Origin of the sequence: Acidovorax sp. FJL06 (genome assembly GCF_003852545.1) — a bacterium.
Taxonomy (GTDB): Bacteria; Pseudomonadota; Gammaproteobacteria; order Burkholderiales; family Burkholderiaceae_C; genus Acidovorax.
Genome location: NZ_QAJR01000005.1, coordinates 207821 through 224748, shown reverse-complemented (window position 1 = coordinate 224748; position 16928 = coordinate 207821). Strand labels below are relative to the sequence as shown.

14 protein-coding genes are annotated in these 16928 nt (G+C 67.0%); 9 read left to right on the top strand and 5 right to left on the bottom strand.

Annotation, left to right across the window (positions count from 1 at the left end; translation table 11 throughout):
• The first annotated feature begins 170 nt into the window (after positions 1-170).
• Both DBV10_RS04410 and gudD read left to right on the top strand, forming a co-directional pair.
• Entirely contained in the window at positions 171-1151 is a 981-nt protein-coding gene (locus tag DBV10_RS04410) for a tripartite tricarboxylate transporter substrate binding protein (protein WP_199740035.1), read from the top strand.
• A gap of 156 nt (positions 1152-1307) precedes the next feature.
• Positions 1308-2657, top strand: a complete 1350-nt coding sequence (gudD, locus tag DBV10_RS04405; protein WP_124510995.1) for a glucarate dehydratase — start codon at positions 1308-1310, stop codon at positions 2655-2657.
• Positions 2658-2750: 93 nt separating this feature from the next.
• Here gudD and DBV10_RS04400 read toward each other — a convergent pair whose 3' ends face one another.
• On the bottom strand, positions 2751-3287 hold the full coding sequence (locus DBV10_RS04400) for a PadR family transcriptional regulator (RefSeq protein ID WP_124510993.1): 537 nt from the start codon (positions 3285-3287) through the stop codon (positions 2751-2753).
• A gap of 158 nt (positions 3288-3445) precedes the next feature.
• On the opposite strand from DBV10_RS04400, the gene DBV10_RS04395 reads away from it, so the two are divergent.
• The 3 genes from DBV10_RS04395 to DBV10_RS04385 are packed head-to-tail and all read left to right on the top strand — an operon-like array spanning position 3446 to position 7699.
• Complete coding sequence (locus DBV10_RS04395) at positions 3446-5509, top strand: NADPH-dependent 2,4-dienoyl-CoA reductase (RefSeq protein ID WP_124510991.1); 2064 nt, start codon at positions 3446-3448, stop codon at positions 5507-5509.
• A gap of 31 nt (positions 5510-5540) precedes the next feature.
• On the top strand, positions 5541-5981 hold the full coding sequence (locus tag DBV10_RS04390) for a nuclear transport factor 2 family protein (RefSeq protein WP_124510989.1): 441 nt from the start codon (positions 5541-5543) through the stop codon (positions 5979-5981).
• 35 nt (positions 5982-6016) lie between these two features.
• Positions 6017-7699 carry an AMP-binding protein gene (locus DBV10_RS04385; RefSeq protein ID WP_124510987.1) on the top strand — a complete coding sequence of 561 codons (1683 nt, stop codon included), beginning with the start codon at positions 6017-6019 and terminating at the stop codon, positions 7697-7699.
• Between the two features lie 116 nt (positions 7700-7815).
• On the opposite strand, the gene DBV10_RS04380 is transcribed toward DBV10_RS04385, so the two are convergent.
• Together DBV10_RS04380 and ompR are read right to left on the bottom strand one after the other, a co-directional pair.
• Complete coding sequence (locus DBV10_RS04380; RefSeq protein ID WP_124510985.1) at positions 7816-9339, bottom strand: sensor histidine kinase; 1524 nt, start codon at positions 9337-9339, stop codon at positions 7816-7818.
• 11 nt (positions 9340-9350) lie between these two features.
• Positions 9351-10082: a two-component system response regulator OmpR gene (ompR, locus tag DBV10_RS04375; RefSeq protein ID WP_010460834.1), complete on the bottom strand. Its 732-nt coding sequence runs from the start codon at positions 10080-10082 to the stop codon at positions 9351-9353.
• Between the two features lie 215 nt (positions 10083-10297).
• Between ompR and DBV10_RS04370 the strand changes: the two genes are divergently transcribed.
• Both DBV10_RS04370 and DBV10_RS04365 read left to right on the top strand, forming a co-directional pair.
• The gene (locus DBV10_RS04370) at positions 10298-11011 is read left to right on the top strand and encodes an SIMPL domain-containing protein (protein ID WP_124510983.1); all 714 of its coding nucleotides are present in this window, start codon (positions 10298-10300) and stop codon (positions 11009-11011) included.
• A gap of 183 nt (positions 11012-11194) precedes the next feature.
• Positions 11195-12088 (top strand): AraC family transcriptional regulator, encoded by an 894-nt coding sequence (locus DBV10_RS04365; protein WP_124510980.1) that lies wholly within the window; start codon positions 11195-11197, stop codon positions 12086-12088.
• Positions 12089-12124: 36 nt separating this feature from the next.
• Here the strand turns inward: DBV10_RS04365 and DBV10_RS04360 are convergent, their stop codons facing one another.
• Complete coding sequence (locus DBV10_RS04360) at positions 12125-12547, bottom strand: hypothetical protein (RefSeq protein ID WP_124510978.1); 423 nt, start codon at positions 12545-12547, stop codon at positions 12125-12127.
• Positions 12548-12734: 187 nt separating this feature from the next.
• Positions 12735-13517: a 3-hydroxybutyrate dehydrogenase gene (locus tag DBV10_RS04355; RefSeq protein WP_124510976.1), complete on the bottom strand. Its 783-nt coding sequence runs from the start codon at positions 13515-13517 to the stop codon at positions 12735-12737.
• 115 nt (positions 13518-13632) lie between these two features.
• Here DBV10_RS04355 and DBV10_RS04350 point away from each other — a divergent pair, with 115 nt between their 5' ends.
• The gene (locus tag DBV10_RS04350; RefSeq protein ID WP_124510974.1) at positions 13633-14601 is read left to right on the top strand and encodes an alpha/beta fold hydrolase; all 969 of its coding nucleotides are present in this window, start codon (positions 13633-13635) and stop codon (positions 14599-14601) included.
• Positions 14598-16811 carry a bifunctional (p)ppGpp synthetase/guanosine-3',5'-bis(diphosphate) 3'-pyrophosphohydrolase gene (locus DBV10_RS04345; protein WP_124510973.1) on the top strand — a complete coding sequence of 738 codons (2214 nt, stop codon included), beginning with the start codon at positions 14598-14600 and terminating at the stop codon, positions 16809-16811. Before DBV10_RS04350 ends, DBV10_RS04345 begins: the two co-directional genes overlap by 4 nt.
• Positions 16812-16928: the final 117 nt, after the last annotated feature.

Below are 16928 nucleotides of genomic sequence, written 5' to 3'. Positions count from 1 at the left end.
CTCACGGACCTCAAGCCCCGTGAGATGGAAGAGCTCAAGGCGCTGATCGACAAGCTCGGGCCGCAGTAAGTAGCAAGCGCCACGCGGCCATACACCCCACACCACCCCGTTGAACGAGGCCCCGCAAGAGGGCCACGGCCCCCATTCATCATCTCTTGGAGACAACCACCATGTTCCTTAAACAACTGCTGCTCGCCGCTGGCGCCTGCAGCCTGGCCTTCGCCGCATCCGCCCAGACGGGCACGCCCGCTGCCTGGCCTGAAAAGCCCGTCACCATCGTCGTGCCGTTCCCGGCCGGCGGCTCCACCGACATGGTGGCACGCGCCATGGCGCTGCACATGGGCGACAAGCTGGGCCAGAACTTCGTGGTGGACAACCGCCCCGGTGCCACAGGCACCTTGGGCGCGGGCATGGTCAAGCGCGCACCGGCCGATGGCTACACGCTGCTGGTGTCCTCGCTGGGGGCCTTCGTCGTGGCGCCGCACCTGCTCAAGAGCGTGCCCTACGATGCGCTCAAGGACTTCGACTACATCACCGTGCCCGTGCAGGCGCCCAACGTGCTGGTGGCCGCCCCCGGCCAGAAGGCACGCACCGTGAAAGAGGTGATCGCCCAGCTCAAGGCCAACCCCGGCAAGGTGAGCTTTGCGAGTTCTGGCAACGGCTCGTCCGACCACCTCTCGGCCGAAGTGTTCTGGCAGCAAAGCGGTACCGAAGGCCTGCACATCCCCTACAAGGGCGGCGCACCGGCCATCAACGACCTGCTGGGCGGCCAGGTGGAGTTCTCTTTCCAGAACGTGAACGCCGTGCTGCAGCACATCCGCGCCGGCAAGCTGCATGCGATTGCCGTCACCGGTGAAAAGCGCAGCCCGGTGCTGCCCGACGTGCCCACGCTGGCTGAATCCGGTGTGGCCGGGGCCGAGGTCTATTCCTGGCAGGGCATGGCCGCACCCAAGGGGCTGCCAGCCGTGCTCAAGAAGAAGCTCTCGGACGCCGCCGTCGCTGCCATGAACGACCCCGCCGTGAAGAAGCGCATGCTCGACCAGGGCCTGGAGATCGTGGCCAGCACGCCCGAAGCCTTCACCGCGTACCAGGCACGCGAATTCGCGCGCTGGAAGGCAGTCATCGAAACCCGCAAGATCACCGCTGATTGAGAGCGACTCAAAAACCTCTCCTGGCGTTGTTGCTCCGTCTTGTCGTGCTACTCGCACTGCCTGCGACGTAGCGCCTAGCCAGGACCGCTTCGCTGAGGTTTGTGAGCCGCTGTGAGACGAAAGACCGGGGCGCATGTGCCCCAAAGCCAAACCACCATGACCACCTCTACCCCTTCTACCACCAGCACCCCCGTCATCACCGAGTTGCGCGTGGTGCCCGTGGCAGGCCACGACAGCATGCTCATGAACCTGAGCGGCGCGCACGGCCCCTTCTTCACGCGCAACCTGATCATCCTGCGCGACAGCGCTGGCAACACCGGGGTGGGCGAGGTGCCCGGCGGCGAGAAGATCCGCCAGACCATCGAGGACGCGCGCCCGCTGATCGTGGGCCGGCCCATCGGCCACCACAACGCCGTGCTCAACGCCATGCGCGCCCAGTTCGCCGACCGCGATGCGGGCGGACGCGGCCTGCAGACCTTCGATCTGCGCATCACCATCCACGCCGTGACGGCGGTGGAATCGGCCTTCCTCGACCTGCTGGGCCAGCACCTGAACGTGCCCGTGGCCGCGCTGCTGGGCGAGGGCGTGCAGCGCGAGGCGGTGCAGATGCTGGGCTACCTGTTCTACGTGGGCGACCGCGCAAAGACCGACCTGGCCTACCGCACCGAGCCCGGTGCCGACAACGACTGGTTCCGCCTGCGCAACGAGAAGGCCATGTCGGCCGATGGCATCGTGCGCCTGGCCGAGGCGGCGTACGAGCGCTACGGCTTTGCCGACTTCAAGCTCAAGGGCGGCGTGCTGCGCGGCGAGGAAGAGGTCGAGGCCATCCGCGCGCTGCATGCGCGCTTCCCTGAAGCGCGCGTGACGCTGGACCCCAACGGCGGCTGGCTGCTGAAAGATGCCATCCGCATCACGCGCGACCTGCACGGCGTGATGGCCTATGCCGAGGACCCCTGCGGTGCCGAGGGCGTGTTCTCGGGCCGCGAGGTGATGGCCGAGTTCCGCCGCGCCACGGGCCTGCCCACCGCCACCAACATGGTGGCCACCGACTGGCGCGAAATGGCGCACAGTCTGGCCCTGCAGTCGGTGGACATTCCACTGGCCGACCCGCACTTCTGGACCATGGCCGGATCGGTGCGCGTGGCGCAGATGTGCCAGGCCTTCGGCCTGACCTGGGGCTCGCACTCCAACAACCACTTCGACGTATCGCTGGCCATGTTCACCCACGTGGGCGCGGCCGCCCCCGGCCGCGTCACGGCGATCGACACGCACTGGATTTGGCAGGACGGCGAGCGGCTGACGAAGGAGCCGTTCCAGATCAAGGACGGCTTCATCCAACTGCCAACCAAGCCCGGCCTGGGCGTGGAGCTGGACATGGATGAGGTGGAGCGCGCCCACCGCCTGTATCTGCAGCATGGCCTGGGCGCACGCGACGATGCGATCGCCATGCAGTACCTGATCCCCGGCTGGAAGTTCAACTACAAGGCGCCGTGTATGGTGCGCTGAGCGACGGTTTTCCTGTCCGTTGATCGCATTCATCAGGGCATCCGCGCACAGGGCGTGGATGCCCTTTTCTTTTGGGGGGCGAGCCTGGCGAGTTCAGGCGGGGGGATCGCCCAGGATCTCCAATGCCTCTTTCGAGATCGCCAGCGACAGCTCCTCCTGCAGGATGCCGGCCTTGAGCACCAGGTGCTGCAGGCGGCGCTCGCGGCTCAGTTCGCGGCCCAGGAAGTCGCGTTGCTCGATGCGCTGATAGACGGCGAGTTTCTCCTGGTGCATGGCCTGGCGGCGGGCGATTTCCTTTTCGAGCCCGGTGGGGCCGATGGCGGCATCGGCGCGCAGGCGCACCATGAGTTCGTCGCGCAGGGGCGTGGGGTCCTGCTGCTCGGCGATCCAGCGGCGCAGCTCCTTGCGGCCTGCGGGCAACAGGCGGAACTGGCGCTTGCGGCCCCGGCCCGTCTCGGCCGGCAGGGCCTCGATCCAGCCCGCCTCCTCCAGCCGCGCCAGCTCGCGGTAGATCTGCTGGTGCGTGGCGTGCCAGAAGTAGCCGATGGACTTGTCGAAGCGCTCGGCGAGTTCCGAGCCTGAGCAGGGGTGTTCGACCAGGGCGGTGAGAAGGGCGTGGGGCAGGGACATCGGACGAAAGATGCAGTCAGGCAGGCAACCAGGAATTCGGAACACCCGATCTTGCCTGAATCGGGGCACGCTTTCATTGTTTTTGCAACCAGTTGCATAAACGCGGTGGCGCGGCTATATTTGTGCAACTGGTTGCATAAACGTTAAGGAGACCCCCGATGAATGCTGTCCTGAAAACTGCCCCGGTGCCGCTGACCCGCGGCAGCCCCTACCCGCACCTGCATGCCCCGTTGGACCTGGGCTTCACCACCCTGAAGAACCGTGTGCTCATGGGCTCCATGCACGTGGGGCTGGAGGAGGTGGCCAACGGCTTCGAGCGCATGGCGGCCTTCTATGCCGAGCGGGCGCGCGGCGAGGTGGGGCTCATCGTCACGGGCGGCATTGCGCCCAACGAACGCGGCCGGCCCATGCAGGGCGGGGCCATGATGGTCAACGAGCACGAGGCCGAGCAGCACCGCAAGGTGACGCAGGCCGTGCATGCCGAGGGCGGCAAGATCGCCATGCAGATCCTGCACTTTGGCCGCTATGCCTACCACCGCGACCTGGTGGCCCCGAGCGCGCTGCGCGCGCCCATCAACCCCCACGTGCCGCATGCGCTCACGGCCGACGAGGTGGAGCAGACCATCGAGGACTTCGCACGCTGCGCCGCGCTGGCCCAGCATGCGGGCTACGACGGTGTAGAGGTCATGGGCTCTGAGGGCTATCTGATCAACGAGTTCATTGCCGCGCGCAGCAACCAGCGCGACGACGCCTGGGGCGGCAGCTATGCCAACCGCATGCGCTTTCCGGTCGAGATCGTGCGGCGCACGCGCCAGCGCGTGGGCCCGAACTTCATCATCATCTACCGCCTGTCCATGCTCGACCTGGTGGAGGGCGGCTCCACGCTGGCCGAGGTGATCGAGCTGGCCCAAGCCATTGAGGCGGCGGGCGCCACCATCCTCAACACCGGCATCGGCTGGCACGAGGCGCGCATCCCCACCATCGCCACCAAGGTGCCACGCGCGGCGTATGCCTGGGTGACGAAGCAGGTGATGGGCCAAGTGGGCATACCGCTCATCACATCCAACCGCATCAACACGCCCGAGGTGGCCGAGCGCCTGCTGGCCGAGGGCTGTGCCGACATGGTCTCGATGGCGCGGCCTCTCCTGGCCGACGCCGACTTCGTGCGCAAGGCGCGCCAGGGCCGGGCCGACGAGATCAACACCTGCATCGCCTGCAACCAGGCCTGCCTGGACCATACCTTCGGCGGCAAGATCACCAGCTGCCTGGTCAACCCGCGCGCCTGCCATGAGACGGAGCTGGTCATCGCGCCCACCGCCGCCAAGAAGCGCATCGCCGTGGTCGGCGCCGGCCCTGCGGGCCTGAGCTTTGCCGTCACGGCGGCGCAGCGCGGCCATGCGGTGGTGCTGTTTGATGCGGGCAGCGAGATCGGCGGCCAGCTCAACGTCGCCAAGCAGGTGCCGGGCAAGGAAGAGTTCTACGAGACCCTGCGCTACTACCGCCGCCAGATCGAGCTGCACGGCGTGGAGGTGCGCCTGAACACCCGCGTGGACGCGAGCGAGCTGGCGGGCCAGGGCTATGACGAGGTGGTGGTGGCCACGGGCATCCGGCCGCGCACGCCCGACATCGAGGGCATCACCCACCCCAAGGTGCTGAGCTACCTGGACGTGCTGCGCGACAAGCAGCCCGTGGGCCAGCGCGTGGCGGTGATCGGCGCGGGCGGCATCGGCTTCGACGTGGGCGAGTACCTTACGCACGAAGGCGAGAGCGGGGCCCTGGCACCCACCAAGTTCAACGACGAATGGGGCATCGACACCGGCTATGCCCAGGCCGGCGGCCTGCGCGCCGCGAAGGTGGAGGCGCCTGCGCGCCAGGTGCACCTGCTGCAGCGCAAGGCCAGCAAGGTGGGCGACCAGCTGGGCAAGACCACCGGCTGGATCCACCGCACATCGCTGAAGGCGCGCAACGTGGGCATGAGCTCGGGCGTGGCCTACCAGCGCGTGGACGACGCCGGCCTGCACATCGCCATCGACGGCCAGCCGCGCGTGCTCGATGTCGACCACATCGTCGTCTGCGCCGGCCAGGAGCCGCTGCGCGAACTGTACGACGCGCTCGTTGCCGCGGGCCAGAGCACGCACCTCATCGGCGGCGCCGACGTGGCCGCCGAGCTCGATGCCAAGCGCGCCATCCTGCAGGGCACGACGCTCGCAGCCCGCATCTGATTTCTTTCAATCCACTCAGAGGAGACATTCCATGACCGAAGCCCCGAAGAACCTCCACCCCGCCGTCGCCCGCTCGCTCGACACCTGGCACCACATGGTGGCCAGCCGCGACCTGTCGAACCTGCTGACCATCGTGCACCCCGATGCGGTGTTCCGCTCGCCCATGGCGAACACGGCCTACACCTCGGCGCCGGCGCTGATGCTGGCCCTGTCCACGGTGATCCAGGTGTTCGAGGACTTCACCTACCACCGCCAGCTGGCCACCGACGACGGCCTGAACATCGTGCTGGAGTTCAGCGCCCGCGTGGGCGACAAGCAGCTCAAGGGGATCGACCTGGTGCGCTTCAACGAGCAGGGCCAGATCACGGAGTTCGAAGTCATGGTGCGTCCCCTGAGCGGCCTGCAGGCCCTGGGTGCCGAGATGGGTGTCCGCCTGGGTGACAAGCTCCCAGCGTTCAAAGCCAAGGCCTGATGCGTTCATAAAAAAAAGAGACAGGAGACAAACCCATGACCGCCACCGTCGCACCGCCAGCGTCCTCGCCCTGGGAAGGGTCCTACCCAGAGGCCCTGCGCCACTACCAGCTCGACCTGGCGGCACTGCCCGCCAATGCGGCCCACCTGGCCACGCAGGCCGCAGCCGAGCATGGGGACCAGCCCGCCTTCACCTTCGTGCTGCCCACGGGGGCGAACGTGGTGCGCAGCTTCAAGGAGATCGATGCGCTGTCGGACGCCTTTGCCGCCTGGCTGGTGCGCGGGCAGGGGCTCAATGCGGGCGAGGTGCTCGCGCTGCAGATGCCCAACTGCCTGCACTACCCCATTGCGGTGTTCGGTGCGTGGAAGGCCGGGCTCATCGTGACCAATGTGAACCCGCTGTACACCGGGCGCGAGCTGCGCCTGCAGCTCGAAGACAGCGGCGCAAAGCTGCTGCTGGTGTGCGACATGTTCTTGCCGGTGGCGGGGCCCGTGGCCCAGGCGCTGGGCGTGCCGGTGCTCACGGCCAGCCTGTGGGACTTCTTTGACGAACCGGTGGCATCGGCCATCCGCGCCAAGATGGCCGGGCCTGCCGACCCCGCCGCAGCGCCGCTGCCGCGCATGGCCGATGTGCTGGTGCGCGGGCAGGCGCTGGCGCCCATCGAGCACCGCAGCCACCCCGTTGCGGTGTACCAGTACACGGGTGGCACCACCGGGCGCAGCAAGGGGGCGGTGATCACCCACGGCAACATCCTGGCCACCTTGCGCATCACGCGCGATTTCCTCGACGCCTACGATGGACCCAAGCGCGGCGAGACCATGCTCACCGTGCTTCCCATGTACCACGTGTTCGCCTTCATGGTGAACTTTCTGGTGTTCTTCCAGGTCGGTGCACGCAACCTGCTGGTGCCCAACCCGCGCCCCATGGCCAACCTGCAAAAGACCTTCGAGCAGTTCGAGGTGCAGTGGACGGCCGGCGTGGACACGCTGTTCGCAGGCCTGCTGGCCGAGCCCTGGTTCCAGGCCAGGCCACCCAAGTTGCGCTACGCGTTTTCGGGCGGCACTGCGCTGCGCACGTCGACCGCGCAGGCCTGGCAGGCGCTGGTCTGCCCCATCCTGGAGGGCTATGGCATGACCGAGACCTCGTGCATCGTCTCGTGCAACCCGCCCTCGGCCACGCCGCGCCTGGGCACCGTGGGCGTGCCCATGCCGAGCTGCCAGGTGCGCGTGGTCGATGACCAGGGGCGCGACCTGCCCCAGGGCGAGCGCGGCGAGCTGCTGGTGCAAGGGCCGCAGGTCGTGGCCGGCTACCTGCATGCGCAGGCAGACAGTGCCAGCGCGATCCGGGACGGCTGGCTGCACACGGGCGACATCGCGCAGCTGGAGGAGGGCGGTTTCATCCGCATCGTGGACCGCAAGAAGGACATGATCCTGGTGTCGGGCTTCAACGTCTATCCCAACGAGGTGGAAGACGTGCTCGCCGCCCACCCCGACATCGCCGAGGCCGCCGTCATCGGCGTGCACGACGCTGGCACCGGCGAGGCCGTGCGCGCCTTCGTCGTGCCGCGCAACCCCGCGCTCACGCCCGAAGACGTGGAGCGCCACTGCCGCACCCAGCTCACCGCCTACAAGGTGCCGCGCCAGATCGTGTTCCGCGAGCAGTTGCCCAAGTCGCCGGTGGGCAAGATCCTCAGGGCTTCGCTGCGCGAAGTGGCTTGAGGGGCGGGGTGACCGGCGCAGGCAGCGGTCCCGCGCCAAGGAAAAAAAAGAGACCGCCCCGCGCAGGGGGCGATCTCTTTTTGGAGGTCCGAACTGTCTGGCGGGTGCTCCTGGACCTAGATCTTGTCCTCCGCCCGCCGGCGCGGCAGCTGCCGCTTGACGGAGGGGCGTTGCAGACGTTGCTTGGGGTCCACACCATCGGGCAGGCCTGTGGCGCGCTGTAGCTGCAGGTGGGCCACCAGGCCCCCGGTGCTGGAATTGGCCAGGGCAAAGATCCCGCCCATGCGCTGCACCGTCTTGTCCACGATGGACAGGCCCAGGCCCGCACCCGCAGCTGCCGTGCGGGCCGAGTCTCCACGGAAGAACGGTTTGGTGAGGTTGGACAGCTGCTCGGGGGGCACGCCTGCACCATGGTCGCGCAGCTTGATCAACACCCATCGCTCGCGGCTCTTGGCGACGATGTCCACGCTGGTGATGCCTGTTTCCTCGGTTTTGCCATAGCGCCGGGCGTTTTCCAGCAGGTTGGAGATCACGCGGGCCAACTCCACTTCGTCGGCCAGCACGTTCAGGTCCTCGGGCACGCTCATGGTGATCTGCAGCTCCCGGTGGTCCTGCACCGCATACACACAGGACGAGACCACGGCATGCAGATTGATGGGCGTGAGCGTGACATGGTCGGGTCGCGCGTAGTCGAGGAATTTGTCGATGGTGGCGTCAAGCTGCACGATGTCGGCCACCATGTGTTCACGGGCCACCTCGTCGTTCACGCTCATCTCGGTTTCCAGCCGCAGCCGCGCCAAGGGGGTGCGCAGGTCGTGTGAGATGCCAGCCAGCATCACGGCGCGGTCCTGCTCCAGCTTGGCGAGCTTCTGCGCCATGCGGTTGAAGCCGATGTTCACCTCGCGGATTTCACTGGTCACGACTTCTTCGTCCAGATGGCTGGCGGCAAAGTCGCCATCCTTGACCCGGTTGGCGGCATAGGACAGTTGCTTGAGCGGGCGGTTGATCAGGCGCGCAATGGCGGCGGCACCCGCCAGCGAGAGTGCGGCCGCCGTGATCAGCCAGATCAGCCAGGTGCGTCCGCCGGCCGGGCTGAAGCGCGAGCGGTCCATCAGCAGCCAGTTGGGGTCGCCGTTGATGTTGAAACCCACCCACAGGCCGTTCTCTCCATTCACACTCTGGGCCACGATGGTGTCGGGGCCCAGGCGCATGGTCAGCTCGTCGGTCAGCCGGTTGCCCAGGGCGGTCGGGTCCAGCAGTGCATATTTATCCTTGGGCTCCCGGGGCAGGATGCGCACGCCCTCCTGGTCGGCCATGGTCTTGATGAGCGACACGCGCGCGATGGCGTCGGAGTGCACCAGCGCCGCACGGCTCAGGTTGACGAGCGAGGCAATCTGCTGCGCGGTCTGCAGCGTGCGCGGCTCGAATTCGAGCGCGCGCAAGGTCTGCAGCCACGCCAGGATGCTGCCCACCAGCAGCAGTGCCAGCAGGAAAAACGTGCGCCAGAAGAGGTTGAGGCCCACGCGTGCGCGCTGCTCCCGCGCCCGGCGGATGGCTTCCAGGGGCGCGGGGCTGGTGGCTTCGGAGGCTGCCGCCGACTTCCAGGACGACGGCCTTGGCTTGTCCTCGGTCTTGTACATGGGCGGGTCAATCAGCTCGTGCCGTCCGGCACGAACACGTAGCCCACGCCCCACACGGTCTGGATGTAGCGCGGCGCGGCGGCATCCACTTCCACCAGTTTGCGCAGGCGTGAAACCTGCACGTCCAGGCTGCGGTCGAAGGGCTCGAATTCGCGGCCCCGGGCCAGCAGGGCCAGCTTTTCACGCGACAGGGGCTGGCGCGGGTGGCGCACCAGGGCCTTGAGCATGGCGAACTCGCCCGTGGTCAGGGGGAGTTCCTCGCCATTGCGCTGCAGGGCGCGCGTGCCCAGGTCAAAGGTGAAGGGGCCGAAGGTAACCACTTCGTTGTCCCCTGATGGGGCGCCAGGGGCTTCTTGCGCGGGCCGGCGGCGCAGCACGGCGTGGATGCGGGCCAGCAGTTCACGGGGGTTGAAGGGCTTGCCCAGGTAGTCATCGGCACCCACTTCCAGGCCCACGATGCGGTCCACGTCCTCGCCCTTGGCGGTGAGCATGATGATGGGGGTGCGGTCATTGGCGGCACGCAGGCGGCGGCAGATCGAGAGGCCGTCTTCGCCGGGCATCATCAGGTCCAGCACGATGATGTCCACCGTTTCGCGCAGCAGCAGGCGGTTCAGGGCCTTGCCATCTTCGGCGACCATGACTTCAAAGCCCTCTTGCGTGAGGTAGCGGCGCAGCAGATCGCGGATTCGCGCGTCGTCGTCCACCACCAGAACTTTGTCGGTGCGATTGGTTGTTGTGGCCATGTTGATCCCAAGTCCAATTTGTAACAGAGCCGATTCTGACCACTTGGAGCGCCGAAGTTCTGTTTTTGGGGGGGTGTTTGACCAACTGTTACAAGTTTTGCCCGGCTTCGCACACTCGTTGTCGCCGTTTCATGGGGCAGTGCATGGCTGCGGGTAAGGTGGCGGGCTGCGCAGGCAGATTGTCTGCAGCGCGCTTTTTCGAGAAGGCTTTCACCATGAAAATCACGACCCGTCTGATCACCACGGCGGCCTTGCTGGCCTGCGCCGGCGCCGCCATGGCCCAGGCTGCGGCCCCGCAGGAACCACGCAATGTGGTGCAATTGTCGGCCTCTGGCACGGTCGAGGCGCAGCAGGATCTGCTGGTGCTCACCCTCTTGGCCAGCAAGGACGGCCCGGACGCCGCTGCGGTGCAGGCCCAGCTCAAGCAGGCGCTCGATGCCGCCCTGGCCGAAGCCAAGCGCAGTGCGCAGGCGGGGCAGCTGGAGGTGCGCACCGGCCCCTTTGGCCTGTACCCGCGCTACGCCAAGGACGGCAAGATCAACGGCTGGCAGGGCCGGGCCGAGCTGGTGCTGGAGGGGCGTGACTTTGCGCGCATCACCGCCACGGCCGGCAAGATCCCGTCCATGCCCATCAGCCAGGTCGCTTTTGCGCTCTCGCGCGAGGCCCGCGCCAAGGTCGAGACTGAGGCGCAGACCCAGGCCATCGAGCAGTTCAAGGCCCGTGCGGCCGAGTTGGCCAAAGGCTTTGGTTTTGCCAACTACAGCCTGCGCGAGGTGGCGGTGAACAGCAATGAGATGGCACCCGGCCCCCGTCCGCGCATGATGGCGATGGAGGCCAAGGCTGCGTCGTTCTCTGATGCAGCGGTGCCCGTGGAGGCGGGCAAGGCGCAGGTGGTGGTGACGGTCTCTGGTTCTGTGCAGATGCGCTGAGGCGGCTGCGGTTGACTGGGGGGCGACTGCATGCCGGGCGGCTGTGGGTGCCCTGGCAAACCCTTGTGTGGCGCCATTCGCTGCCTGGCTCCATGGCCTGGCCGTGTTGTTTGGATCCCTTCGGCTTTGCCTGATTCTCCAAAATCGAGGCCCACGGCCCCGTGACAGGGTACGCTCGGCGGTATGACCAGCCCCTTGCTCCAAGCCGTGAGCCGCTATGCCCAAGCGCATGCCCGCCGGGGCCATGCAGCCCAGACGCCCATTCCCGGACTGAGCATGGTGTGCACCACCGATCCCAGCGGGTTGTTGCATGCGATGGCGCATCCCCTGGTCTGCCTGGTGCTGCAAGGGGGCATGCAGGTGGCCGTGGGGCCCGAGACGTTGAGCTGCATGGCGGGCGAGTCCTTGCTGATCACGGCCGATGTGCCCACGGTGAGCCAGATCACCCATGCCACTGCGGCGGCGCCGTTTCTGTCGATTGCGCTGGAGCTGAGCCTGCCGGTGATTGCCGACCTGTCGGCCCAGATGGGGGTGGTGCCCCGGGGCGACCACGCCCCCGTGCGCGTGGACCCCACCGACGCCGAAGTGGCCGATGTGGCCTTGCGCCTCATGCGGCTCTTGGAGCGGCCCGAGGCGGTGCCGCTGCTGCAGGCCTCGCTGGTGCGCGAGTTGCATTACTGGTTGCTGGCCGGGCGGCACGGTGCCGCCATTCGCCGCCTGGGCTGGCCCGGCAGCCATGCCCAGCGGGTGGCGCGTGCCGTGGCCGTGCTGCGCACCGACTTTGCGCAGACCCTGCCGGTGGAAAGCCTGGCGGCGCTGGCCGGCATGAGCCCGTCGTCCTTTCATCAGCATTTCAGGGCGGTCACCTCCCTGTCGCCGCTGCAGTTTCAGAAGCAGCTGCGCTTGATCGAGGCGCGGCGGTTGATGCAGTCCGAAGGGGCCAGCGCCAGCAGCGCGGCCTTTGTGGTGGGCTACGAGAGCGTGCCCCAGTTCACGCGCGAATACGGCAGGCTGTTCGGCCTCCCGCCGGTGCGCGACACGCAGGCCGCGAAGGGCCGGGGGCGCGAGGCGGCGTGAGCGGCCTGTTGCGACGCGCGCCAGGCCGGGCCGTGCCTACTTGCTGTAGTGGATCAGCCCCCACACGATCACGACCAGCTGGGCCAGGTTGATCAGGATGGCGATGGCGTGCGTTCGGCGGAAGCCAGGAATGGCGTCCATGTAGTTGGACTGGATCTGCGTGCCGAGTGCGTCCATCTTGGGGATGATCCTGCTGCGCAGTACGACGGCGATCGCCGCCAATGCCGCCGCGCCGCAAGCGATGCCGGGGTGGCCCGCCAGCGCAAAGCTGATCGCTGTGGCGGTGGCGGTCCCAAAGGCGCAGGCATAGTAGACATGGAAGAAACCGCGTACAAAGCGGGCGTCCAGCGGCGTGTCGTGCTTGAGCACCAGCAGCGGGATGGAGCCCATGATGAAGTACGCGGTGGTCACGAGCAGCGCCACTGTGAAGAACAGGGCGGCAAACAGGGCAGCAGACATCGTGGATTTCCTCCCCGTGGTGGGATTCCGTCCAGGGGCGTGCCAGGCAAGGGCGGTGCACCCCGGCGGTGTCCCTGGAGGGAAATGCCATTCTAGGAGTGCCTCGGCGCCTTGGCGTGCGGAGGCGAGGGCCGCGAAGCGGGCGGATGGCGCCCTGTGGGGGCGCCGCCGCTTCTCGTGGCAGTGTTTACTGCGCGGCCCAGCCGCCGTCCATGTTCCAGGCCACGCCCCGCACATTGTTGGCGGCGGGGGAGCAGAAGAACGCGGCCAATTCGCCCAGCTCTTCGGGCGTGGTGAACTGCATGGAGGGCTCTTTCTCGCCCAGCAGCAGCTTCTTGGCATCTTCGTTCGACAGGCCGTGTTCGGCGGCCTTGGCATCCACCTGCTTTTGCACCAGGGGCGTGAGCACCCAGCCCGGGCAGATGGCGTTGCAGGTCACGCCCGTGGTGGCGTTCTCCAGTGCCGTGACCTTGGTCAGGCCCACGATGCCGTGCTTGGCGGCCACATAGGCGGCCTTCTGTGCCGAGCCCACCAGGCCATGCACCGAGGCCACGTTGATGATGCGGCCCCAGTTGGCGCTCTTCATGGCGGGCAGCGCCAGGCGCGAGGTGTGGAAGGCGCTGGTGAGGTTGATGGCAATCACGGAGTCCCAGCGCTCCACGGGGAAGTCTTCCACATTGGCCACATGTTGGATGCCCGCGTTGTTCACCAGGATGTCCACGCGCCCGAACTGTGCGGCGCTGGACTTCATCATGTCCTCGATGTCCGCCGCCCGGCTCATGTCGGCGCCGTGGTAGGCCACTTGCACCTCGGCCGCAGCGCCTGCGGCCAGGACTTCGGCGCGGGGGCCGTCCACGTCGCCAAAACCATTGAGCACGATGTTGGCACCCTGGCGGGCCAGGGCCTTTGCGATTCCGAGGCCAATGCCACTGGTGGAGCCGGTGACGAGGGCGGTTTTGCCTTTCAGCATGAGAGTCTCTCCGAATGAATTACGATGCAACGCAAGAAAAAGTCGGCACTCAAGGGCTAGCAATGGGTGCCAACGACCACGGCATTATCGAGCGCTGCCCCCGGATTTCGCACCCATGAATGAACCTACGCTGAACTACGTACTGTGCCCGGGCCCTGCGGCCCAGCCAGTGGCCCCGGACCGCGCGCCAGCTCCTGCACAGCAGCACCGCATGGCCTACTGGGAATGGAATGCCACGGGCAATCCGGCACATCCGCATGTGGTGGTCTGCGTGCACGGCCTCTCGCGCCAGGGGCGCGACTTTGACACCCTGGCACGCGCGCTGAGCCCGCATGCACGGGTGGTCTGCCCCGACGTGGTGGGGCGCGGCCAGAGCGACTGGCTGGCCGACCCCATGGGCTACCAGATTCCGCAGTATGCAGCCGACATGTTGGCTTTGCTGGCGCAGTTGCAGCAGCAGGGGCCCATCGCCACGCTGGACTGGGTGGGCACCAGCATGGGCGGACTGATTGGCATGGGCATCATCGGACAGCCGGGGCTGCCCATGCCAGTGCCGGTGCGCCGGCTGGTGCTCAACGATGTAGGCCCCGTCATCCAATGGGAGGCTCTGCAGCGCATCGGCCAGTACCTGGGGCAGCTGGCGCGTTTTGCATCGCTGCAGCAGGCGGCCGACGCCATGTGGGCCATCTCCACCAGCTTTGGCCCGCATACATCCGAACAGTGGCTGGAGCTGTCGCGCGCCATGGTGCGCGCGTTGCCTGTGTCGGAGGGGGGCGGCATCACGCTGCATTACGACCCCGCCATTGCCGTGCCGTTCAAGGCCCTGACCCCGGAATCCGCTGTGGCGGGCGAGGCGGCGCTATGGCAGCTGTACGACCAGATCACGGCGCGCACGCTGCTGCTGCGCGGCGCGCAGTCGGACCTGCTCTCGCGTGCAACGGCGCAGGCGATGGCGCAGCGCGGCCCCCGGGCACGCGTGGTCGAGTTTGACGGGGTCGGGCATGCGCCCACCCTGGTGGCGGCCGATCAGGTCGCGGCCGTCGCGGAATTCCTGCTGGCGGCAGAAGGTGTTGTGGCCGGATGAAAACCAACCCTCCCGCACTCGCGTCCCTTCCCCTCCAGACCGACACCGTTCCGCAGCTCATTGCCGCCACCGCGCACACGCTGCCCGAGCAGGTGAACGCGCTGGCGCGTGCACGCGCCTTTGCCGAACCGCTGATAGCGGGCGAGACCCTGGATTCGGGCGAGAACACGCTGGCCCATGCGGATGCCGTGGCTGCCATCCTCAAGGGCATCGGCGGCTCGGAGGCCATGCAGGCCGCCAGCTACCTCGTCTATGCCTGCGTGCACCTCAACAAGCCCGAGGAGGTCATTGCCAAGGCCTTTGGCGACAACTTCGCGGCGCTGGCGGTGGAAACGACCAAGCTCATGCGCGTGCAGCAGCAGGCCCGCGCCGCCGAGCACCTGGACGACCCGGCGGTGCAGACCGAAAACGTGCGCAAGATGCTGCTCGCCTTCTCGCGCGACCTGCGCGTGGTGATGCTGCGCCTGGCGTCGCGCCTGCAGACGCTGCGATTCCACGCATCTGCCAAGCGCCCGGTATCGCCCAGCTTGGCCCGCGAATCGCTGCAGGTGTTTGCACCGCTGGCCAACCGCCTCGGTATCTGGCAGGTGAAATGGGAGCTGGAGGATCTGTCCTTCCGCTTCCTGGAACCCGACACCTACAAGGAAGTGGCCCGCCTGCTCGACGAAAAGCGGGGCGAGCGCGAGGTGTACATGGAGCAGTTGCGCGCGCGGCTCGAATCGGACCTGCGTGCGCGCAGCATCAGCGCCAGTGTGCAAGGGCGCCCCAAGCACATCTACAGCATCGTCAAGAAGATGCGTGGCAAGTCGCTCAACTTCGACCAGGTGTTCGACATCCGCGCGCTGCGTGTGGTCGTGCCCTCGGTGAAGGATTGTTATGCGGCCCTGAGCTGGGTGCACGAGCAGTTCACACCCATCGTGGAGGAGTTTGACGACTACATCGCCAAGCCCAAGCCCAACGGCTACCAGTCGCTGCACACCATCGTGCGCGACGACAACGGCAAGCCCATCGAGATCCAGATCCGCACCCAGGCCATGCACGAGCATGCCGAGCACGGCGTGGCGGCGCACTGGGCATACAAGGAAGCGGGAGCCAAGGGCTACGCGGGTGTGTCTGCCACGGGGGAGTACGACGCCAAGATTGCGGTGCTGCGGCAGTTGCTGGCGTGGGAGCGCGATCTGGCGGGCGCTTTGCCCAACCGGGGGCTGTTCGAAGACCGCATTTACGTACTGACGCCCGATGCTGCCGTGGTGGAGCTGCCCCAGGGGGCTACCCCGGTGGACTTTGCCTACAGCGTGCACACCAGCCTGGGCCATCGTTGTCGCGGCGCCAAGGTCGATGGTGCCATGGTGCCGTTGAATACGCCGTTGCAGAACGGGCAGACCGTAGAGATTTCCACGGTCAAGGAAGGTCGGCCCTCACGCGACTGGCTCAATGCCGAGCTGGGCTACCTCACCAGCAACCGCGCCAAGGCCAAAGTGCGCGCCTGGTTCAATGCCCAGGCCACCCACGAAACCGTGGCCCGTGGCCGCGAGTCCGTAGAAAAACTGCTGCAGCGCGAAGGCAAGACCGCCATCAAGCTCGACGACCTCGCCGTGCAGCTGGGCTTCAAGTCAGCGGATGCCTTGTTCGAAGTGGTGGGCAAGGACGAGTTCTCGCTGCGCAACATCGAAACGGTGCTGCGTCCGCCCGAGCCTGTGCTACAGCCCGATGACTTCCTGCTGCTCAAGAAGACACGTACCAACGATGCAGGCCCCAAGGGCGGCGTGCTGGTGGTGGGCATTGACTCGCTCATGACCCAGCTGGCCAAATGCTGCAAACCCGCACCGCCCGATGCCATCCGGGGTTTTGTCACGCGGGGCAAGGGGGTCAGTGTGCACCGCGCGGATTGCAGCAACTTCCGCGAAATGGCCGCCCGCAGTGCCGAGCGTGTGATCGATGTGGAGTGGGGTGTGCCCAAGCAGGCGGCATCCGCCGCTGTGTATCCGGTGGACGTGGCTGTGGAGGCCGCTGACCGGCAGGGCTTGTTGCGCGACATCTCGGAAGTCTTTGCCCGCGAAAAGACCAATGTGATCGGCGTGCAGACCCAATCGGTCAAAGGCACCGCCTGGATGACATTCACGGTGGAGGTCGCCGACTCGGGGCGCCTGAGCAAGGTGCTGGGCATCGTGGCCAGCGTGCAGGGCGTGCGCTCCGCGCGCCGACGGTGAGGCGGACTCCTGGGGCGTTGGCTCCAGTTTCGCGGCCATCGCCTGCGATTTGTTCTGCGAGTTTTTTAAAACGGCTGGTTTTTATGGCTATAATCGTGGTCTTAACAACGACAGGCG